The organism is Mucilaginibacter gynuensis (genome assembly GCF_039541195.1).
Taxonomy (GTDB): Bacteria; Bacteroidota; Bacteroidia; order Sphingobacteriales; family Sphingobacteriaceae; genus Mucilaginibacter; species Mucilaginibacter gynuensis.
On the sequence record NZ_BAABFT010000023.1, the window covers coordinates 53,149 to 71,771 of the forward strand.

Consider the following 18,623-nt stretch of genomic DNA (forward strand, 5'->3'; position numbering starts at 1 on the left):
CTTATCTGCCTATGGTTCTTGTTTCGGTTTCTTCCTGCCCCTGTGTGATGATTTCCTGCGCAGCGGGGTTCTTTTTGGCTTCGACAAGCGAATTATACAGGCCGTCGGTTGCTTTCAGGTTGAATTTTGACCCTTCCGCGTCCTCCATCTTGAAGGTTTTGCCCTTCTGATCGATGACCTTATAGACATTATTGTTGTAGGCGATCTCGTCGCCTTTTTCGAGGTTAACAACCAGGGACGCTTCGTGCCTGATCTCCCGTTTCGGGTCGAAGTCCAGAATAAAATCATGGATCTTTTGTGCGTCGGCAGCGGCACGGAACAATTCGAACGGCTCCTCTTTCAGGATTTTGACCCAGTTGTGCACGTAAGCCGCATGCTGGCCGAAGTTATGCCCGATCTCCAGCTCGCTGCCGAGCATAAGCGAAGCAATTTCTGCGCGTAGCTCTTCGCGGGCATATTGTTCGGAGCCGAACCGGCCTTCCATGAGCCTGTCCAGGCGGCTTTCATGACCGCTCCAGTGTCCCAGTTCGTGGAGGGCCACGGCATAGTATTTCGTTTCGTTATCAAACTGATCCTTTGCCGGCAGCTGGATCTGGTCCTTTGTTTTGTTGTAATAGGCCTCGTTGCCGCCATGATTGATCACTGCCTGGCTCGACGATAAGAGTGCTTCGGCTCTTTCCAGCGGTGCCCATTGCTGCTCGCCCTGTTTCTCCTTCATATATTCTACGAGCGGAGGAATGCCTTTGATCTGTTCAGCATTGAACACAAATGCGGTGGTCACCACTGGTTTTTCCAGCTCTGTAACGCGGGTCATGGTCTTGCCTTCTTCGTCTTTGATCTTGTTGCCGTCCACATCGCGTATGGCCTGCATATCGGAAGTTTTTACGAAGCTGATAATACTGGCTTTCGCGCCCTTTTCCACGGAATAGCCTTCCTTATTGGCCTGACTCATGGTCATCCAACGTGGATCGTCAAAGTTTTGCATGCCCAGCCAGAGGGCGTTCATACCTTTGTAGTTTTTCCCGGTGGTAGGGTTGAAGGGGATAGTAAACGCGGGGACATCCTTGTCTGTCCAGGGTTTCTGGAATGGCGAGGTTCCTGCTTCGAGTTCGGCGATCAGCTTATTGGCGACCACCTCGTGTAATGGTTTGAAATTTTTGCTCATGATATGTATTGATTAATTGATACAGGAAATTGACAGGGTCAACCGGTTGCCGGTTGACCATTATGCCCAGGTGCAGGTGTTCGCCTGTCACTTTACCGCTTTGGCCGGTGATGCCGATCGGTGTTCCCGTTGATACGCTGTCTCCCCGAAAGACCAGGGGTGTTAAGATGACCATAGGTAATGGTCACGGGGCCGTGTGCCATTTTGATGAATATGCCAAGCTGCGGGTTGTAACCGATGGCCGCTATCCGCCCATCAAGGATGGAAAACACCGTATCGCTTCTGGCCTTCAGGTCGATCCCCAGGTGGCAGGCGTATTTGCCAGTGAGCGGGTGAACGCGATGGCCGAAGGCGGAGTTGAGGTGCAGGTATTTGAGCGGCAGGCAGAACAACAGGCAGCAAATGAGCTGCTTTATCGTGCAACGGACCTTTCCTGGCTGGTGCCGATTACCGCAGAAACGGCCAGCAGGGCATTGTCGCGGATATTGGGATTGTTGGCGGCTATTTGCAATGCCTGTACGACATCGGCCGGCCGGCCGCGGTCCTGCAGGATGCCGACCTTGTAGAGATCTTTGAAATCCGCGACCTGGATATGCGTGTTGTTTTTCAGGTCGTTGAGCAGATCAGCCTTATTTTTAAGGATCAGGACGGCGTCCGATGCGTACCGGCTCTCCCGGCCGTTTTCAAAGCGGAGATAAACGTCATCTGACCGGTTGTCTGCGTAAGTGATGATGCCGACCTGGCCCTGCATGGCGGAAGGGTCGGTTCGTATTTCCGGGTGTACAAGCGCAAGTGTGCCTGCTAAGGTTGTATTTTCCATAAATTTATGTTGTTAGTTGTTACCTGCCTATTCTTCGCTTTGGCGTGACATCCAGCACTTCATTCAGACGGACGGTCGCCCAGCGATGGAGTTCAGGGTCATCCCGCAGGCGTTCAAAGGCTTCCCTGATCGATTGAGCGGATCCTTCTTGCTGGAAGCCGGCTATTATTTTCAGCTCCAGGGGTACGGGTGGCAATAAATAACCCTTCCTGTTTTCCGCCAGCTCATTTAATTCTGCCGGTGTTCTCAGCATAAACAAAATTTGGGGGCTGAATGAAAGAAGGTCGCCGTCTTCAAACCTCACCCATACTTCGTTTTCAGCCAGATCAGTCGCCTCGATCAGCCCAACCTTGCCCACTGATTCGGAATACCAAAGGACCGGGCTAACCATGACCATTAAGCCTAAGGTGTCTTGTTCATTCATCATATTTTTAGGTTTTGTTCGGAATGGTACCGTGAGTTATATTGGACCTTCTTAGTTGAAATGAAGATCAGCGGCCGCGTGCGCGTGACTGGTTCATGCCCAGGCTGTCTTCAAGGGATCTCAGCCCGAGTTCCCTCACCACCGGCCGGTTTCTGGCCATTTCCAGGGCGGTTTTTACCTGTTCGGGAAAACCGTAATTCTGGAAGAGCGTGATATTAAACAGATCTTTTCGTTCGGCAAGTGTCAATGTGCCTTTATCATTTTCGAGTACCTGGTGGATATCTTCGGGTTTCTTAAGTACCAGCAGCGCATCGGCGCCGTACCTGCCTAATTTGCCATCGGGAAAGTCCACGAAAAAGTCGTTGCCCGAAATATCGACGGAACGGATCGTGCCGGTCATACCGGTTTTTTCTGCTGGATCATCGTACAGTTCCGGGTGCACCATAACGGTGCGGCCCTCCATTTTTAAGTGTTCATTCATCTATTGTTTCCTTTCATGGTGCCCTTGGGCATTTCGGGCGGTTTAGCGGTCGTGTATTGCCGGACGATCTCCTGGATCTCCATGTTGATGCGATTGAAGTTGGCCCGCAGTTTTTCGTCCTTTTTACCCTCAAAGGTGTAATAGACGGGGAGCGAAGGGTAGGCCATTTCCTCTTGCGTAATGGCTTTCATATCCAGGTTTACCCGGCAATGCACTGCCGAGGTGGAAAACTCCCCGGTGTAGGTTTCCTGCGCATCGGCTGCGATCATACCGACCAACTCGCCCGCGTTTAGGGAGGCGATCTTACCCGCAGGGATCAGCGGTTCGAGTTTTTCGTTCAGCGAGGTCGAAGTTTTATTCCGGTCGATGGACAGCCCTTCGCCGAGTTGCTTGGACTTGCCGAACAGGCGTTCCAGCCATTCGAGCGTTTCCTTATTCCTGACGGAACCGGAGAGCACATTGCCGATAACGGCGGTAATGGTCGCCGAGGTGTCTTTACCGTACTGTTGATTGAACTGCGGGAGTTCCTGCAGGCCCATGAGTACGGCGACCTTATTGCTGCGCGCGGTCGCGATCAGGTTTTCCACCTTATGGATAAACAGGGTGGGTACCTCGTCCACGATGAGTGCCGATGGCCGGTTCCCCTTAGAGTTGATCAGCTTGGTCAGGCGATTGATGATGATCGAATAGCAGGCAGAATTGATGTTCTGCGTGTTGGGATCGTTTGCCAGCACCAGTATGGACGGGTTTTCCTTAGCGGAGATCTTCAGGTTGAAATCATCGCCCGAGAACACCCAAAAAGTTTCTTTGGTGGCCATGCGGCTGATAAAAATCTTCAGGGTACCGATCTGTCCTTCCAGCTGGTCAAACGCTTTCGCGTTGAAGGCTGTCATAAAGGGCGACAGGAGCGGCTTTAGTTCAGGTTCGGTCATCAGCGCGTTGAAGATCTCCTCGTAGCTGCGGTTCAGCAGGGCCAGCACATGGGGCAGGCTGGAGAACTTTCCGTCGGCATAGCGGCTCATAAAATAGACGCAGGCAGCCAGGAAGTTGATGGCGGACTGGGTAAAGAACTGGTCGCTGCCCCCTGATTTATCCCCTTTTTTGAGTGCTTCTACTAATGCCTCTGCCGTTTCAGAGGCATCCGCCAGGGTTCGGATGTATTCCGATTTCCATGGGTTAATACGGCGGCTCCGCTCGACATCATTCAGGTTCATCACATGAAAGGAAAACCCTTTCAGCTTACCCGCCTTTTTGGCCATTACGTAATGGTAATAGGCGATCTGGCCGAGGTCAGGGTATTTGAAGTCGTAAAGGCAAACCGCGAACTCCTTGGCGATCAGCTGCCGGATAAAGGGATTGACGATGGAAAAGCTCTTACCAGAACCCGGTGTCCCGATGACCATGGTGCCCCTGAACACATTGCAGATATTGATCCAGCCTTTGCGCACCTTTTTATCGGCATAGAAAAGCATGGGGATATTCACCGAGTAAGGTGTTTCCAGCTTTTTCACCGGCTGCATAAAGCTTTCGGCCTCATGGTTCCACTTATCCTTACCCAGGCCACTTTTAATGATCTTGGAAATGTTGTCCATGGACAGGCTGATCATCAGCGCCCCGACGAGGGAGCAAACCATATAGAACAGGTCAAGCCAGGTAGTGAAGGGAAAAACAGCCGGCGAGGCTCGTCCCCGGTAAAGCAGGCTCCCGAAAAAGAGGAACAGACCGATACACAGTGGGTAAACGATGTGTTTTTTCGGGTCGAGGTCTGTTTTCTTTTTTGCCAGCGTACCGATACTAACGAGGCAGATGAGGCCGAAGGTGGCGAGCTTACTGTAAATGAGCTGATCGTAGATGGGCAGCTGCGCCAGCCGCGACAGCGGTGAAACAAAAATGCCCCAGAAAGGGGCATCACGGTAGATAAAAATAGCAGCTTCCAGGAAAATCGATACATAGATCGCGCATTGCAGGAAGCCATGCAGCTTTTGCTGTTCACGGGTTTCTTCCATAAAGAATTACATGAGGGGTTGGGAAATAGAAATACCGGCATTCCGGTCACATAGGGTTTCAGGCCTCCTCCAGATAAGCTGAAATGATCCCGATCACTTCGGCCTTCAGGAATTCGTCCTCTCTGTCAAGGCCGCGCGTGAGCGGAGCACAGACTTCGACCATATTAGTAAGTTCGTAGTGTAGCATACCGTTGTTGCTGAACCGGAGATAGGCAGACGGGAAATCTCGCTCGAGTACCAGTTTGATATAATCGTAGGTTAAGGAATCAGTCATAACCGGTTCGCGTATTATTGCTGCAGGGGCGGCGGGATGTCGGCATCAAGAATATCGCGGTAGGAAATATCCAGGCTGATCACCCGGCCCGAAACCTGCTTTTCGCTGAGGGTAACCTGCAAGACCTTGCTGCCTGGGAACGACATTTTCTTAAATACGAAGATGTTGCGGTAGCGTTTTGAGAAGGACGGAACTGGCAGGAGGACAAATACGGGATTGACCTCGAAGGATTGCACATTGGTCGCTTTGGTAATCTTCTTATCAGTTATCGCGAAGCGAAGGTCTTCGATGGCATATTTCAGCCGGCTGCTGTTCTCATAGGCCAGGTCTAAAAAGATATAGTCGCCGACGGTGTATACCTGGTTCAAGCGTGCAGTAATGCCGAAGGCCCTGTTTTTCTGAATGGAACCCCGTACTTTCAAGCTTAACAAGCCCAGGGATAATTTTTTCAGTTGGTTTTGAGATAGCCCGATGCCGGCGATGTCGAGCGGCCGGGTATCCGCAGGAAGTATCTCGATGCGTGCGGGACAATCCGCAGCGCCGGGAACGAGCTGATATTGCGCGAGAAAAGTTTCCCCCGCGATGGTGATGATCGCATTGGTAAAACTATTCAACGAGTCACGCAGGTGAATACGGCACAGGTTGGGGAGCGGAAGGTCACCTTCCAGCGAGCCTGTGGAAATATCCACGTATTGGATGGGTTCCGGGGAAACAAAGTGCAGCGTCGCCTTCCCGGGAAGCTGGACGACCGGTAAGGATTGCGCGAACACGCGGCCGCTGAACAACGTCAGCAATAAAAAAATGAGATGTTTCATAAGGGATTTATATTAAGGATATGGATAGTACAGTTGAATGGCTACCGCTGTGTGCCTTGCAGCGCTTCGGCATCGATGAGGTAGATGTAGGAGTTGTATTTGAGTTTGGCCTTGTTTTTACGCAGGAGGGAGGCGATAGCCGATGATGTCGACTGGAATACCTTATCGACGGTACTCATGATAAACTGGCTGTTCCCGGATGAGCCGTTAATGTTGATGCCCTGCATCGTATTGCCGCCCAGATCTTTGGTGAAATCTCGGAATGCCGACGAAGGAACATATAATCCCGGCAGGCCGTCAAGATCATACACCTGCAGGTTCACCGGCAGGATCTTATCCTGCGAAAGGATCGTCGAGATATTGAGCGTGACGCGCTGTTCCGAGAACCCGCTGATCAGTGCGTACAGGTAGGTGCCCTTTTTGATCACCTGGTCGCCGGCTTTGATGTCTTCCATGAGTTTCAGGCGCAGACGGGAACCGCCGTATCCGGTGATATTTTCATCGATCACCGCGCTGATGAATGCGCCGGTACTGACCGGCATGATGGTGTGGAACCCCGCTGCGCTGCCAACAGCCCGCCTGACCTTAAGCGCAGTTGCTTTGGCCGCCATAGCTGTCGCCGATGCCGCACGGCGGAGTTTTTCCTCACGGTATTCCGGATCATTTTCCTTGCTGATGCTGTCCATGTAGGACACCTGTTGTTTAAAGATCTCCATCGGGTCCGGCGCTTTCTGCTCCGGAGGGGAAGCATTTACGGCAGCAGCCGGGCGCCGCTGGTTATACAGGTCCGCAATGGCACGATCAACTTCTGGTACGGACCTTGATCGCGTGGCATGCTGGTTGATGCTGCCCGCCAGTTTGCTGATCGAATCCAGCATGCGCTGGTCTTTCTCCCTTTTGGAATAGGGGTCGTGGTATTCCGGGTTACTGCTGCTTTCTTTTGGAATGGCGCTGACCGCGCTGGTACCGGAGGCCTCTTTATACGCATCCCGGAATGCGTCCAGCTTAGTGGCCATATCCTTTTTCCGGATGTCCTCGGACACTTCGCCGACAGCCGGGTTAAGCCCTTTTTGTTCTTTGACCACCTGTTCCGGTTTAGAAAATTCCGTTTGCCAGAGGTAGAAAAAGAAGCATATAAAAGGCAGCAGCAGTACCGGCAACACGTATTTCGGTTGTTTGATATCTATTTTCATATGGTGAGATTTTATTGTTTAAGCAGTTGCTGCAGGCGTTGGAGCGTTTTGATCATCCGGGCGCTGTCCTGCGCGGACAGTTGAGGCTTTCGGTTCAGGCTGTCCACTGTTTTTTTCAAAACAATAGTTTCCTGCATGCGTCCCGTTATCGCTATGATCTTTGAAAAACTGTCATCAGCAGTAGCGGAAACTTGTTCTGTACTTATTTTCGCTTTGCTTCCCGGGTGCAGGAACAGCGTGAAAGAAAAGAGCAGCGAAACAGCCAAGAGGCCGACCATCCCACCGAAAAAGCATCTTGGGTAAGTGAGCAGCAGGCGCTTCAGCCATATCGTTCCAATTATTATATAAGGGCCGAACTCTTTTTTTAGCTCGGATAACAGCGTATCCCTGGGATCGCGGTTAGAGCGTAGTTTTTTCCACATCCCGCAGGTCTTTATTTTCCAGGGTTTTCCACGCGGTGATCAGTACGCCGTGTGCATTATTATCGCTTCTCGGGATGTCCTTCAGGTAGCCCTCCGTCACCAGGGAGCGCCAAACGGTGGAGCTACGCCGGTCTATTTTTAGTTTCCCGTAGTAGCGGAAATAGTGTTTGGTCATATCCAGGCCGATAGAATCGGTTTGCAGCGTCAGTACCGAACTGGATGAAAGGATGGAATTAAAAAAGCCGTTTTCCTTCAGATCGTTATATTGTTTCATACCGGACTCGTCGACGAGGTACATGGCTTGTTTCATCTGGTATTCCATGTAGTTGTCATCCGGTGTGAGGGAAAAGAACAGCGCGTGGAACAAGCTGATATGGGCCCTGTATTCGGCGGGACGATTCATTTGCACATCCGTTTGGCGGGCCAATACCGGGATATTGTTATCCAGGATATAGATGCTTTTCTGCGCGCTGGCTACCAGCTGGTAAGCGTAATAGGCGTTAAGTGCCACAATGACGACCGCGGCCAGCAGGCTCCCTGCCGATAAAAATGTAGCGAGCCGAACTTTAGACTCTATGTTTTTAATGATCATGTCGGTTCATAAAAAAGGGCCGCTATGCGATGCAAACGGCCCTGGTAAATAAATTCGGGTTGATTGTCAGAGTACGGCGCCTGCGGCTTTTTTCGCGCCGCTGACCACGAGGGTGCTGCTGCGGCCAAAAGTTGAGGAGGCCGAGCTGATGCCGGAAGTAGAAATGATCCAGGTGGAGATACTCGGAACAGTGAACATGCAGATCGCGCCGATGAGAAACACGATAATGACCGTTCCAAATGACAGGATACCGTTCGTGGCAAAGAAGGCCATCTTTTCGATGTTGGCCCCGGTTCCGTTCTGTCCGACCAGTTCCTGGTATTTGCTGATCTCCGATTTCATCGCGTATTCCTGCATCAGGCCGCAGATATACATGATCAAGTAGGCGATCCCGGAGTAGAGGTTGACCGAGATGAAACGTGCGATCCAGGTGCTGAAGCTGTCGCGGAAGGCAGGGAGAATACTGGCCGCCACGGCAAAAGGCCCGAGGATGATCAGGATGGATGAATAGATGATCTGGAGCAGGAAGATAATATAGACCGCGATCCGCAGGATCCAGATACCCAGCAGTTCGAGCAGCTGGGTAAACAGCAGCTGCATGCCGACGGTCAGGCGTGCCTTCAGTTCCATTAAGGGGGCGACGACCGAGCTGATCCCTTCTTTGACGGTGCTGGATACCGAATCCCAGGCCTGTTCATACCAAGTGTCGCTTTCCTTCTCCGCGACCTCGGCCTGTGCCTGGTAGGTATACAGCGAATTGGCGACGGCGACCATCAGGTCTGCCCGGTTAAGACGCAGGTTATTGACCAGTGTCTGCTGGCTTTCGAACATCTGCTCGGTTTGCAGAGCGACCAGGTCTGTCGGAAAGGCGATGACCTTAACAAAGGTACCCCACCACAGGATCACCATAGCCAATCCGAAGGGGCGCAACAGCGGCATGACCTCCATTTTTTTGTCGCCGGACATCATTTCGTAGGACTTGATAGCGAAAAAGATGATCATAAAGATCGCGGCCAGTGCCTTCGCTTCGCCGATGAACAGGTCGAAGTGGCTCCAGATAGAATCCTTCAGACCTTTCAAGAAATGCATGACACCGGTTTCGTAGACGCCGTCACCCTGTAAAAATTCAAGGGTTCTGGTGCTTTGCTGCGAAGGAGCGGATTGGGATCGTGCGGATAATGCCGAACCCAACAAGCCAATAATGAGTAAGCTGATTTTTTTCATTGTACATGTTTTAAGACTTCGTTAGCGATCTGCACATCGGTCTGCGGCGTCCAGTTACTGACGGAAACCTGCCCTGTACGAACCTGTTGTTGTTGAGCGCTCATGCGGATGGTTTTCGCGGCTGTCGCGACCCGGATCGCCCAGACCCCTGCTAGCTTGCGGTATTCCATGAGCAGCCGGTGATAGGCCATGATCCTGGCGCCGCGGTCCATGTCGGCCGAGTGTGCCGCCTCGACGCGCTGCCGCAGCATATCCAGTTCTTCGGTATACCAGTCGAACAGTCCTTCCGTGACCAGTTTGGCTTTTACCTGTGGCGACAATCCGGTAAGCACCGCGGCATGATCGGTATTCAGCACGGGGCGTAATTCCCGGCTGTAGTATAAGCGCCATAGGGGATCGAGTTCCGTTACCAGGCCACTGTAATTGGCCACTTCCGAAAGCGCGGTATTGCGGGTCGTGTCCGACTGTAATTTATAACTGTCGTCGATCGCATTGAGCGTACCGGCCAAAGCCAGTCTTTGCGTTTGCGGACCGGAAGCACTCAGGGGCCGCAGGTCTTTTTTGTAGTAATTGGGATGGAAAAGGCCCCAGGTGAGCCAATAATTCGGGTTTAGGCTCAAAAAGCCCGGTTTGGGGGTGAACTTTTTCTTGTCCCATTGCAGGAACACCATCCGTTCCTGCTGGTAGCGGATGCTTTCATCCCGGTAGGAGGCCTGGGCCATGCAGGTCCTGAACAGGACCAGGAGGCATACGGATAAAGGAGCTAATATTTTCATGGTTTTAAGAATTTGGCGTTGATGATGATCTGTTCGGCCAGCCGGCGATCCTGGCTGATAAATCCGGCCACCGGGTTCAGCGAGGCGAGCACCCCGCGCTGTTTTGCCCAGTACATGGCTTTCCAGGCACCGTATGCCAGGCCGTTCATGATCTGTAATTGTTGGGTGACCCTGCGTAAGAGCTGGTCACGGCTGTTATAATCGGCCAGCACGTTGTTCCCTTCCTTTAAAATATAACCGGAAACATCCCTGACCAGTGCAATCGCCCGGGTCCGCAATTCAGCCGAAATATTTCCCGCAAACAGCAAAAGAGCAGGATCACCGCGGGCCATGGTGATAGCCTGGTTGACATAACCGGTCATATCAGCGACCAGGAGCGACATATTCCGGACGGCGATGCCGTTTTTCAAAGCGGAATTCACATTGGACAGGCTTTCGTAAATAATCGTCTGCGCTAATACGACCGCTGCGACATTGGTATTCAGGTTATCGAGGTCGTTATTGATATTTGACAGGTACTGTTCATGGGTACTTTCCGCAGCGCTTCGTACAGCCGCGTTCTGACTGACCGCGGTAAAGTGCCGGGAATCGTAGACCACTTTTTGCGCGCGTCCGAAACTAAACAGGAATAGCATCGGTAAAACGATCAGGTTCTTCATTTCAGGTATTTGGCGTTTTGAATAATTTCTTTGGCGATGGACAGGTCGGCATCGATGAAATGCTGGAAGGGATTGGCAGCTTTCAGCATGGCCGCGAGATCCGCATATTGGAACAGGCCCAGCATATTATTTGACAGGTCCTGCAAATGGCTGAGTTCAAGCAGTACGAAATCAAACAATATTTTGCGGTCGGACGCCCGCATCTGGTTGATATCTCCAAAGGACAGGCTTACTCCCGCGATATAGGTGAGCAGGCTGTAGGCCTTCTCGGCAAAAACCAGTTCCGAATCAAACCCGATAGCCAATAATGCGGGGTTACGTTGGACCTTCGCCAGGATCTGGCCCTGGTTACTGATGATGCGGTTGACCATGGGCGTGGCGGAGATGCCGATATCAGCGGCATTGATCAGCAGGCCGAGGGTATTATACCGCTGCTGCAGTTCCCGGTAACGGTCCTTGAGTTTCTCCAGTAAGGTGAGGTTTGCCCGTTCGTTGGCGGTAACAACAGCCTGTTTGTCGCGGGCCTTCACCTGGAGTTTGTTCTCGGATTTGGACTGGTCTACCAGTTGGTGAATGCCGGGGATATTAAGCACCTTTTTCTGGGCGAAGCCATCATCTCCCATGAACAGCAGGCAGATACCGATCAGTAACTTTTTCATATAAGCGGTTTTCGATTGTAAAGGAATAGTTGAATTATTGGCGGGTGAGGTATTTGGCATTACTGATCACCTCGCCGGCAATGCGGACGTCCTGGCTCTGCCATTCGGCCCATGGATTCAGCGAGCGGAATATGCCATTCATTTTGGCCCAGTACATGGAGCGGTTCATGCCGTAAGCGATGCCGCGCAGAATGCGCATTTCGGTAGCGATGTGGTTGAGCAGTTTGCCGCGTTCACCGGCATCCATCATATTGCTTTGGCCACCGGTCAGCACAAAAGCGCTGACCTCGGTAGCCAGTTTCGCCGCGCGGAGCTGAAACTCCCTGGCGCCCTTTTCAGCAAATAATAACAGTATGGGGTTTGTCCGGGCAAGCGTAACGGCTGATTGGACATCCTTCACGATATCGATCCCGCAGTCGGCAATGTCTTTGATGTTGCTGAGGTTATTGATCACGGCCGCCACATGGGTAAGTCCGTTATAGATGCGGTTTTGAAGATTGTTGACTACGGTCAGCTGTCCGGTTACCGCCAATTGTCCCTTTTGAATCAGGTCGAGGCGGTTGTTGGTCGTGTTCAGTTGACCGTTGATGGTGGAGGAGTTAATGGCGATAGCGCCTGAAACTGCAGGGTCGATCACCAGGAGTTGGGCGAATGCGGGACAGGCACTTAGACAACAATTCAGTACAAAAAGGCACTTAGTTAAATTTTTCATGATCGGTTTGATTTACGGAGGTGATAAATGCGGACAGGCTCTGACCGCTGGCATGGAAATCGAGGACAAAGGCATCGAGGCCCTGCCGGTAATTGCCAATACGTTTGATGTATTTTTCTACGGCGGATTTTTCGGGCTTTTCCGTGGTATAGGTCAGGTATTGGTGCAGCGAAACTTCCACGCCGTACACTTCGCCGGTGGCGCCGCGCCGGATATAAACCTCCTTGAATCTTCCCCGGCCATCCTGGTTTTCAAGCTGGTTGATGGTAAAGATCTTCCGGCGTTCGGTTTCGTTGGTGGCCAGCAGCGCGGCGATCTCGTCATAATTGTCCCGGAACTTGGTCTGGTCCAGCAGGCAGATCGTATCGGAGTTGTTGATAATGCTATCCTTAACGATGGGGTTGCCGATGATGTCGCCAAGTTCCTGGGTAACGACAATGGCCTCGCCCCAGAATTTACGCACGGTTTTATACAGGTAAAGCAGGTAGCCGGCCATCAGCGGACTCGCGATCGCCTTCCATGCTTCCTCGACCACCAGGGCCTTACGCCTGTTAGATCGGAATCGCATTTTCTGGATGAAAACATCCATGATGATCAGCGTCACGATGGGGAAAAGCACCCGGTGCTCTTTGATGGAATCAATTTCGAAGACAATAAAGCGTTCCGTGAACAGAGATTGGTCGGCCGCCTCGTTCAATATGGCCGCATATTCACCGCCGCGGTAGAACTTTTTCAGGACATAACGGAATTCATCCAGATCAAAAGATATGCCCTCGTCCCGCTTGATCTCCGGGAGTTTCCATAACGCGAATTCATAGAAGCTGTTAAAATCAAGCTGCTTAATGAGCTTCGACCGGAAAGCTTCCCTGGCGATGTTCTTGCGGATCCTAATGTCCAGCGCATACAACCTTAAAAAAAACGCCCGGAATTTATATTCGCGGGCGACGGAATCGGCCAACCCCCGCATTAACCAATGGTCAATTTCAGCCAGTTCGGCGTCATTAAGCACCTCTGAAAACTCTGCCGGATCTGCCGGGGTATCTTCTTCGGGCACAGATATTTCTTTTAGCTTTTCAGCAACCGCTGTACGAATCGCCTCTCTTTCTATTTTTGATAATCCGGGAAATTCCGGCGGATTGAAATAATGCTGGTAATAGGCACTGATCACCTGGCTGATAACATCCCGTTCCACCTGAGTGGAGATGCCTTCCGCGCCTTTCCAAAGCAGCATGATTAGGGTAGCCAGAAAATCCTTTTTCTCGATGTTGTATTCCGATTCATCGATTTGGAATGGATTCATCGTGATCGGTTGCTGATCGGTGTAGGTAATATACTTGCCCTGGTAATAAGCGCACAGGCCGGAATAGGAGTGACCGGTATCCACAATGACCATGTCCATCTCGTACAGCATATACTGCTCGATCAGCGCGTTCATAAAGAAGCTCTTGCCGCTGCCGCTGGGCCCAAGCACGAACTTATTGCGGTTATTGATCCGCCCGGTACGCATGGGCAAGTCAGCCGGGTCCATGCCGACAGGTATGCCCTGCCTGTCCGTGAACCGGAGCAAAAAGTCTGAGGGCTCATCCTGCTGCAGCGATTCCTTGAAGAAAAAGCAAATGGCCGCGTCACAGGTGGTCAGGAACCAGTCGTATTCCTTCAGTTCAACACCATTTCCCGGAAGTGCGCTGCGGAACAGTTCCAGCTGGTTGTAAGCATTTTTACTGGGGATGATCCCCATCCCGAATAAGGCGCTTTCGATATAGTTGGTGGCTTTTGGCAGCAGTTCATGCCGCCCGGCGATCAGGATATTATAATGGGCATGCACCAGCAGCTGGCTTTCCCTGGCCACATCGTTAAGAAGCAGGTCGATATCCTCGACACATAGCTGGTTGGCCGGATCAGGGATACCCGCATGTCTTTTTTTCTTTTGTTCCAGTTTTCGGAGTACAGCGGTCTGGTCAGGAATATCGATCAGCTGGTTGAACAGGATCACCTCACTGCCCGGAACTTTAAACAGGAAGGACAGGAGGTCTACCGGGAAGCCCCGAATACTTTCCTTGCCATTCATTTCGAGGTGCGTGGATACTTCTGTGGGCAGATCGATGCTGTCGATATTTACCAGGGTAATGCTTCGCAGCGACCTGTCACCCATCCTGATCTCCGATTCCGAGGGGGCAAGGTTGTTCAGGCTGACGTTCGGTGAACGAAAATCCATACTGAGGATGCGGACGGTCAGATGATTGATCTGCGCTTCATTGAGGACCTTACTGAAAGGCAGGAGGTCGCAAACCTTTTCAGCGACACGGGTGAGGGCCATGATCGCGCCGCTATCGTATTGATAAAAGGCCCCTTTTTTAGCCCGGCGCGTAATGACAAGGTAGGTTTCTACACGAAGGCAATCCCTCCCCCTGAAGTGATCATTATACTGTTGCTGGAGATATTCGGCGGCTTCCGGCGGCTGGTAATCAGCGTGGCTGATGATATCCTGTTTTTGCAACAGGTAGCCGTCTCCGAGCAGTTTGACGATATTATTGAATAACTGGTGAAACTCCTCGTACCCGGCAGGGGAGGCTGAATAACGGATCACCGGGTTAGTCATCCGGATAATGACCGACACTTCACCGGACAGGCCGATAAGCAGATCATAATCGCCGTGCCTGTCAATTCCTGCATAGGGAATGTTAAATAAGTTTTTTACGGCCATAATGATTGAGTAGGTAGATTTTGGAGGCGCGGCTTTTAGAATAGAGTCCGCCTTTTTGTTTGGATGCGGTGAACAGAAGTCCCCCGGTGATACAGCCGGCTAGTACGACGGCGCCGAGCCACATATTGATCAAAGTCATGGTTAAAGCGCCGAGAATGAGGCCGGCCAGCAGGGAGGCGATGCCCCAGTAGATGAATTTTCCTTTGAACCCTTTGAACACAAGGGGCTTTTGAAGCCCCTTGTATACAGCATACTTACGCGCCATCAGAGGCCGAAGAATGCTTTGACCACCAGCGCGGAAACAACCAGGAACACGCAGGAACCGCCCCAGCCCATCAACTCTTTGTTGATGTCCTGATCACCGGAGTTCCATTTCGAATACACGCGTATCGCACCCACGATGCCTACGATACCACCGATGACAAGGGTAATGTTGGTGACCGGCCCGATGTACGTTTTAAGGGATGCGGTAGCTGTGTTTAAACCGGTTACGCCGTTCTGGGCAAATGCCGGAACGGAAAGGGCCAGCAACATCGCTGCCGCCCAGATTTTTTTTGTTTTGTGAAACATTAAAAAGGAGAAAAAATGATTGGCGGAGATCTTTTATAGCCCGCAGAGCGCAGGGCCGGCCAACCAAAAAAAGGCGTTCAGATCACGAACAACGCCCGGAGGTTGACCTCATTTTTTCTATCATGCAGAATTGCTGATTGCAGGATTTAAGTATACAATGACGGGAATCTTTTATCGCTGCGGAGAGCAGTCTTAGTAAAACAGGCGTTCAGATTCCGAACAACGCCCTGAGAAATACACCGGAAAGAACCATGAACAAGGCCGCGTAAAACCAGTTGGCCGCTTCCCGGTCAAAATGGTGTTTACCCGCCTGCATGTTATGGTAGATCCTGACCGCGCCGGTAATGCCCAGTATGGTCGCCAGCACCATCGCGCAATCGAAAGCGGGGAAGAAAGCATTGCCGATCTGGCGTTCGGCCTGCTGCATCTCGGCGATCCCCGGTTGCGCCATTACGGATGATGCCGAAAGCAACAAGGAAACAAATAGTAAAGCCTTGCGCATCAGAAGCTGACGGCTCGGGTAAATTCTATCGCTTCTTCCCGTGCCAGCGAAAAGGTCTGCCTGATGCTGACGCCTCCGGACGCGATGACCGCAGAAGCAATATCCCCTGATGACGGCGCGTCGGGAATTGTCTGCGCTTTATCCTCATCCGCCATAAAGGTCAGCTCCTCATCACCGGAACCCGCGGGAGGTTTGCGGAGCCGGTGGTAGTCCCAGCCGATGACAACGGCATAATAAAAGCCATAAAGTAAGAGTAGCCAGAGGCTGAATTTGATCCATATCATAAGTCTGTGTTTTGAATGTATTGTTTGATGATTGTTTTGATTTCGGGTTGGGTAGATAAAAAATGGTGTACGGCGAAGGCCACGGTTTTGCTGACGTCGACCCCGGTGGCCATCTTAAACTTGTTCAGGATATCGACGGTCTTGCTGTCAAACCGGGCATGCACCATGCTTTTATTGCCGGTCGTGTCATAAGCATGAATGTCATTCAGTATAGCAGGTGAGGCAGCAGGTTTACCGGGACTTTTCTTTTCAGCGCCCTTGGGAGATTTGTTTTTCCTGAGTTGTTGGGCAGCGGGCTTGGCCAGCTGTTCCCTGAGCTGGTCTGCCAGCGATTTCATTTGTTCCATAAGCGGGGTGCAAAAATTTCTTCAAATACCGGCGCGACGACCGGGTGTAAGGTGAGCGGTGTCATAAAGGTGGTGATGCGCTGGAAGTCCACCCTGTCGGGGATAACCGGCGTGATGCTGCCAAACTTCTGCAGCTGTTCGTTGACATCGGCCATGATCTCGAATTTCGCGTTGGCCTTGATCCTGTTGGGGACAAAAACGATAGCGATGTTCGGGTTGATCTTTTTGACGACCACGGTAAAAAGTATGGTGGATTCAAAAGTGAACTCCTCGTAGGCAAAAGGGCAGATGACGAGATCGGCCGATTGAAATACCGGTATGAGGCCATCATCGTCCAGCTTGCCCGGAAGGTCGATCAATGCAACCATTTTTCCGTCCCGGTTATTTTTCAGGACATTTTTTAATAAGGGGTACATATCCAGGGTCGCGGGAACTACCTCGTAGTTCTCCTTATTCTCCAGGATCTTAGCTTTGTCGTATTTCTGCATGATGGACTGCTGGTAATCCATATCGACGATGGTAGCTGGCCATTCCCTGGCCATGGTAAGATAGTTGGCGGCCAGTACGGCGAGCGTGCTTTTGCCGACGCCCCCTTTTTGGTTTCCGATAATGGTGATCATATATGTTGGTGAATTAACGTGTGTTGGTGCCCGCTTTCCTTTTTCGTTGACGGTTTCGGCCATAAACGGATTCGTCGTCGACATCGTCAGCGATCCATACCGGGCCGATATAGTCGGCGTGATCCGTTTCTTTTTCAGCAGCGATCAAACCTGCAGCCATAGTTTTTACAGGTACCGTGTTCTCCACAGGAACGACACTATTTTCAAGGAGGTATTTAATGCTCAGTATCTCACTGCCTTTAAATACCTGCCGGGTATCGTGATCTACGACGGAATAGCCATATGGTTTTCTGCCTTCCGCCGCGTGCACGATGATGTCGATCCGGTGATCTGAACGCATTTTTTCTTTAAAGTCCGGATGGGATTTGTGAAGCAAAAACAGGGTTTTCAATTCAGCGATCCGCCCGGTATCCGGTTTCCTGCCTGCGATCTTCTCCATCAGCTTATCCTGATCGGGGTAATCTTTTCCGGGATAGCCCAGACTTTCAATAACCAGGTAGAATTGAGCGATGGTACTGAAACGGTATTGTAATGCGGTTGTATAGCCCAATACTTTATCCAGCGCCCGTAAGCTGCGGACATGTTCAAAGTCACGGTTGATCTGCCGACCCTGCCGGTCGATTCGACTGGAGACGAGATGCACATGGTTGTTCTCCGTATCCTTGTGAAAGACCACGAGGTAAGGCTGGGAACCGTAGCCCATTTCCTTTAACCAGGCTTCCGCTATGGCGGTCAGTTGATGTTTGTCGTATTGCCTGCCCCTAGCGGAGATCGCGGCGTGTAACTGCGTATTGCTGACACGTTTGTTCTGTGAAGCGACCATTTTCAGGTAGTTGACGATATCCTGTGGTTTCGGTTTATGCAGGGCCTGCAGGGCGCCGAAGTTGGCGAACTTCATCAGTTCGCCTTTATTGCGGTCAATCTTCGTGGTGTTGTAGCTAACACCCGCGAAAGCCCTTGACGGCTTCGCCAAAATCTTAACGATCATTTGATGAAAATTAGCGGGATAACGGCATTTCCATGTACTGACATCCTCAACTAACATTATAAAACCGGAACTATCGATCTGGATGACGAACTAACCCTGGATCCTGTCAAGTGACTATATGTGGAACTGTGTAATCATATAACGCCAGGTTTTTGTAATGGTATAACGGCGAAGCCTGATATTCGATGAACACTATACAATGATGACAGCTATCCGGGTTTCCTCGTAACGCTGTATCGGCAAATCCTGATAACCGGATATGTCTCGTCCTGAAAAGTCTTTACAGTTGGGAGCTGTTAATACGATATGTTCTTTACAATAATGATGTAGTCCTGATTAGGGTTTACAGTCCAAATGTAGAAAGTCCTAAAAGACCTTAACCAACT

The 18,623-nt window shown here is 51.3% G+C and carries 25 protein-coding genes; all 25 read right to left on the reverse strand.

The window, feature by feature from the left end; genetic code table 11:
• Position 1: 1 nt before the first annotated feature.
• The 25 genes from ABD894_RS25885 to ABD894_RS26000 all read right to left on the reverse strand — a co-directional run bounded on the left by ABD894_RS25885 (position 2) and on the right by ABD894_RS26000 (position 18,237).
• Complete coding sequence (locus tag ABD894_RS25885; protein ID WP_345214000.1) at positions 2 to 1,165, reverse strand: ArdC family protein; 1,164 nt, start codon at positions 1,163 to 1,165, stop codon at positions 2 to 4.
• Positions 1,122 to 1,340 (reverse strand): M23 family metallopeptidase, encoded by a 219-nt coding sequence (locus ABD894_RS28230; protein ID WP_425563011.1) that lies wholly within the window; start codon positions 1,338 to 1,340, stop codon positions 1,122 to 1,124. The genes ABD894_RS25885 and ABD894_RS28230 overlap by 44 nt, the downstream gene beginning before the upstream one ends.
• Positions 1,258 to 1,557, reverse strand: a complete 300-nt coding sequence (locus ABD894_RS25890; RefSeq protein ID WP_345214001.1) for a M23 family metallopeptidase — start codon at positions 1,555 to 1,557, stop codon at positions 1,258 to 1,260. The genes ABD894_RS28230 and ABD894_RS25890 overlap by 83 nt, the downstream gene beginning before the upstream one ends.
• A gap of 20 nt (positions 1,558 to 1,577) precedes the next feature.
• A complete protein-coding gene (locus ABD894_RS25895; RefSeq protein WP_345214002.1) occupies positions 1,578 to 1,985 on the reverse strand; it encodes a hypothetical protein in 408 nt (135 codons plus the stop codon).
• Positions 1,986 to 2,004: 19 nt separating this feature from the next.
• Positions 2,005 to 2,412, reverse strand: coding sequence for a hypothetical protein (locus ABD894_RS25900; protein WP_345214003.1), 408 nt, complete (start codon positions 2,410 to 2,412; stop codon positions 2,005 to 2,007).
• Between the two features lie 64 nt (positions 2,413 to 2,476).
• Positions 2,477 to 2,890: a hypothetical protein gene (locus ABD894_RS25905; RefSeq protein WP_345214004.1), complete on the reverse strand. Its 414-nt coding sequence runs from the start codon at positions 2,888 to 2,890 to the stop codon at positions 2,477 to 2,479.
• Positions 2,887 to 4,896 (reverse strand): type IV secretion system DNA-binding domain-containing protein, encoded by a 2,010-nt coding sequence (locus ABD894_RS25910; protein WP_345214005.1) that lies wholly within the window; start codon positions 4,894 to 4,896, stop codon positions 2,887 to 2,889. Before ABD894_RS25910 ends, ABD894_RS25905 begins: the two co-directional genes overlap by 4 nt.
• 58 nt (positions 4,897 to 4,954) lie before the next feature.
• A complete protein-coding gene (locus ABD894_RS25915) occupies positions 4,955 to 5,170 on the reverse strand; it encodes a hypothetical protein (RefSeq protein WP_345214006.1) in 216 nt (71 codons plus the stop codon).
• A gap of 14 nt (positions 5,171 to 5,184) precedes the next feature.
• Positions 5,185 to 5,985, reverse strand: a complete 801-nt coding sequence (locus ABD894_RS25920; protein WP_345214007.1) for a DUF4138 domain-containing protein — start codon at positions 5,983 to 5,985, stop codon at positions 5,185 to 5,187.
• 41 nt (positions 5,986 to 6,026) lie between these two features.
• Positions 6,027 to 7,178, reverse strand: coding sequence for a conjugative transposon protein TraM (traM, locus tag ABD894_RS25925; protein ID WP_345214008.1), 1,152 nt, complete (start codon positions 7,176 to 7,178; stop codon positions 6,027 to 6,029).
• A gap of 11 nt (positions 7,179 to 7,189) precedes the next feature.
• Positions 7,190 to 7,600 carry a hypothetical protein gene (locus ABD894_RS25930; protein ID WP_345214009.1) on the reverse strand — a complete coding sequence of 137 codons (411 nt, stop codon included), beginning with the start codon at positions 7,598 to 7,600 and terminating at the stop codon, positions 7,190 to 7,192.
• On the reverse strand, positions 7,578 to 8,192 hold the full coding sequence (gene traK / locus ABD894_RS25935; RefSeq protein ID WP_345214010.1) for a conjugative transposon protein TraK: 615 nt from the start codon (positions 8,190 to 8,192) through the stop codon (positions 7,578 to 7,580). Before traK ends, ABD894_RS25930 begins: the two co-directional genes overlap by 23 nt.
• Positions 8,193 to 8,258: 66 nt before the next feature.
• Complete coding sequence (locus ABD894_RS25940; protein WP_345214011.1) at positions 8,259 to 9,416, reverse strand: TraJ family protein; 1,158 nt, start codon at positions 9,414 to 9,416, stop codon at positions 8,259 to 8,261.
• Positions 9,413 to 10,192 (reverse strand): hypothetical protein, encoded by a 780-nt coding sequence (locus tag ABD894_RS25945; RefSeq protein WP_345214012.1) that lies wholly within the window; start codon positions 10,190 to 10,192, stop codon positions 9,413 to 9,415. Before ABD894_RS25945 ends, ABD894_RS25940 begins: the two co-directional genes overlap by 4 nt.
• Positions 10,189 to 10,851 (reverse strand): hypothetical protein, encoded by a 663-nt coding sequence (locus tag ABD894_RS25950; RefSeq protein ID WP_345214013.1) that lies wholly within the window; start codon positions 10,849 to 10,851, stop codon positions 10,189 to 10,191. Before ABD894_RS25950 ends, ABD894_RS25945 begins: the two co-directional genes overlap by 4 nt.
• Positions 10,848 to 11,510, reverse strand: coding sequence for a hypothetical protein (locus tag ABD894_RS25955; RefSeq protein ID WP_345214014.1), 663 nt, complete (start codon positions 11,508 to 11,510; stop codon positions 10,848 to 10,850). Before ABD894_RS25955 ends, ABD894_RS25950 begins: the two co-directional genes overlap by 4 nt.
• Before the next feature lie 34 nt (positions 11,511 to 11,544).
• Complete coding sequence (locus tag ABD894_RS25960; protein WP_345214015.1) at positions 11,545 to 12,222, reverse strand: hypothetical protein; 678 nt, start codon at positions 12,220 to 12,222, stop codon at positions 11,545 to 11,547.
• Entirely contained in the window at positions 12,206 to 14,926 is a 2,721-nt protein-coding gene (locus ABD894_RS25965; protein ID WP_345214016.1) for a TraG family conjugative transposon ATPase, read from the reverse strand. Before ABD894_RS25965 ends, ABD894_RS25960 begins: the two co-directional genes overlap by 17 nt.
• Positions 14,904 to 15,191, reverse strand: a complete 288-nt coding sequence (locus ABD894_RS25970; protein WP_345214017.1) for a plasmid transfer protein — start codon at positions 15,189 to 15,191, stop codon at positions 14,904 to 14,906. The genes ABD894_RS25965 and ABD894_RS25970 overlap by 23 nt, the downstream gene beginning before the upstream one ends.
• A complete protein-coding gene (locus ABD894_RS25975) occupies positions 15,191 to 15,496 on the reverse strand; it encodes a DUF4134 domain-containing protein (protein ID WP_345214018.1) in 306 nt (101 codons plus the stop codon). The genes ABD894_RS25970 and ABD894_RS25975 overlap by 1 nt, the downstream gene beginning before the upstream one ends.
• Positions 15,497 to 15,704: 208 nt before the next feature.
• The gene (locus tag ABD894_RS25980) at positions 15,705 to 15,998 is read right to left on the reverse strand and encodes a DUF4134 family protein (RefSeq protein ID WP_345214019.1); all 294 of its coding nucleotides are present in this window, start codon (positions 15,996 to 15,998) and stop codon (positions 15,705 to 15,707) included.
• Positions 15,998 to 16,282, reverse strand: a complete 285-nt coding sequence (locus ABD894_RS25985) for a hypothetical protein (RefSeq protein WP_345214020.1) — start codon at positions 16,280 to 16,282, stop codon at positions 15,998 to 16,000. The genes ABD894_RS25980 and ABD894_RS25985 overlap by 1 nt, the downstream gene beginning before the upstream one ends.
• Entirely contained in the window at positions 16,279 to 16,629 is a 351-nt protein-coding gene (locus ABD894_RS25990; protein ID WP_345214021.1) for a hypothetical protein, read from the reverse strand. Before ABD894_RS25990 ends, ABD894_RS25985 begins: the two co-directional genes overlap by 4 nt.
• On the reverse strand, positions 16,617 to 17,249 hold the full coding sequence (locus ABD894_RS25995) for a ParA family protein (RefSeq protein WP_345214022.1): 633 nt from the start codon (positions 17,247 to 17,249) through the stop codon (positions 16,617 to 16,619). Before ABD894_RS25995 ends, ABD894_RS25990 begins: the two co-directional genes overlap by 13 nt.
• A gap of 13 nt (positions 17,250 to 17,262) precedes the next feature.
• Positions 17,263 to 18,237, reverse strand: a complete 975-nt coding sequence (locus ABD894_RS26000) for a relaxase/mobilization nuclease domain-containing protein (RefSeq protein WP_345214023.1) — start codon at positions 18,235 to 18,237, stop codon at positions 17,263 to 17,265.
• Between the last annotated feature and the right edge of the window lie 386 nt (positions 18,238 to 18,623).

Excerpts from the sequence above, each read along its gene's own strand:
- ABD894_RS25905 (WP_345214004.1), bottom strand. The coding sequence starts at position 2,890 with ATGAATGAACACTTAAAAATGGAGGGCCGCACCGTTATGGTGCACCCG.
- ABD894_RS25970 (WP_345214017.1), bottom strand. The coding sequence starts at position 15,191 with ATGGCGCGTAAGTATGCTGTATACAAGGGGCTTCAAAAGCCCCTTGTG.
- ABD894_RS25990 (WP_345214021.1), bottom strand. The coding sequence starts at position 16,629 with ATGGAACAAATGAAATCGCTGGCAGACCAGCTCAGGGAACAGCTGGCC.
- ABD894_RS25995 (WP_345214022.1), bottom strand. The coding sequence starts at position 17,249 with ATGATCACCATTATCGGAAACCAAAAAGGGGGCGTCGGCAAAAGCACG.
- ABD894_RS25895 (WP_345214002.1), bottom strand. The coding sequence starts at position 1,985 with ATGGAAAATACAACCTTAGCAGGCACACTTGCGCTTGTACACCCGGAA.
- traM (WP_345214008.1), bottom strand. The coding sequence starts at position 7,178 with ATGAAAATAGATATCAAACAACCGAAATACGTGTTGCCGGTACTGCTG.
- ABD894_RS25965 (WP_345214016.1), bottom strand. The coding sequence starts at position 14,926 with ATGGCCGTAAAAAACTTATTTAACATTCCCTATGCAGGAATTGACAGG.
- ABD894_RS25980 (WP_345214019.1), bottom strand. The coding sequence starts at position 15,998 with ATGCGCAAGGCTTTACTATTTGTTTCCTTGTTGCTTTCGGCATCATCC.
- ABD894_RS25930 (WP_345214009.1), bottom strand. The coding sequence starts at position 7,600 with ATGTGGAAAAAACTACGCTCTAACCGCGATCCCAGGGATACGCTGTTA.
- ABD894_RS25975 (WP_345214018.1), bottom strand. The coding sequence starts at position 15,496 with ATGTTTCACAAAACAAAAAAAATCTGGGCGGCAGCGATGTTGCTGGCC.
- traK (WP_345214010.1), bottom strand. The coding sequence starts at position 8,192 with ATGATCATTAAAAACATAGAGTCTAAAGTTCGGCTCGCTACATTTTTA.
- ABD894_RS25985 (WP_345214020.1), bottom strand. The coding sequence starts at position 16,282 with ATGATATGGATCAAATTCAGCCTCTGGCTACTCTTACTTTATGGCTTT.
- ABD894_RS25915 (WP_345214006.1), bottom strand. The coding sequence starts at position 5,170 with ATGACTGATTCCTTAACCTACGATTATATCAAACTGGTACTCGAGCGA.
- ABD894_RS25885 (WP_345214000.1), bottom strand. The coding sequence starts at position 1,165 with ATGAGCAAAAATTTCAAACCATTACACGAGGTGGTCGCCAATAAGCTG.
- ABD894_RS28230 (WP_425563011.1), bottom strand. The coding sequence starts at position 1,340 with ATGGTCATCTTAACACCCCTGGTCTTTCGGGGAGACAGCGTATCAACG.
- ABD894_RS25955 (WP_345214014.1), bottom strand. The coding sequence starts at position 11,510 with ATGAAAAAGTTACTGATCGGTATCTGCCTGCTGTTCATGGGAGATGAT.
- ABD894_RS26000 (WP_345214023.1), bottom strand. The coding sequence starts at position 18,237 with ATGATCGTTAAGATTTTGGCGAAGCCGTCAAGGGCTTTCGCGGGTGTT.
- ABD894_RS25910 (WP_345214005.1), bottom strand. The coding sequence starts at position 4,896 with ATGGAAGAAACCCGTGAACAGCAAAAGCTGCATGGCTTCCTGCAATGC.
- ABD894_RS25950 (WP_345214013.1), bottom strand. The coding sequence starts at position 10,851 with ATGAAGAACCTGATCGTTTTACCGATGCTATTCCTGTTTAGTTTCGGA.
- ABD894_RS25960 (WP_345214015.1), bottom strand. The coding sequence starts at position 12,222 with ATGAAAAATTTAACTAAGTGCCTTTTTGTACTGAATTGTTGTCTAAGT.
- ABD894_RS25920 (WP_345214007.1), bottom strand. The coding sequence starts at position 5,985 with ATGAAACATCTCATTTTTTTATTGCTGACGTTGTTCAGCGGCCGCGTG.
- ABD894_RS25940 (WP_345214011.1), bottom strand. The coding sequence starts at position 9,416 with ATGAAAAAAATCAGCTTACTCATTATTGGCTTGTTGGGTTCGGCATTA.
- ABD894_RS25900 (WP_345214003.1), bottom strand. The coding sequence starts at position 2,412 with ATGATGAATGAACAAGACACCTTAGGCTTAATGGTCATGGTTAGCCCG.
- ABD894_RS25945 (WP_345214012.1), bottom strand. The coding sequence starts at position 10,192 with ATGAAAATATTAGCTCCTTTATCCGTATGCCTCCTGGTCCTGTTCAGG.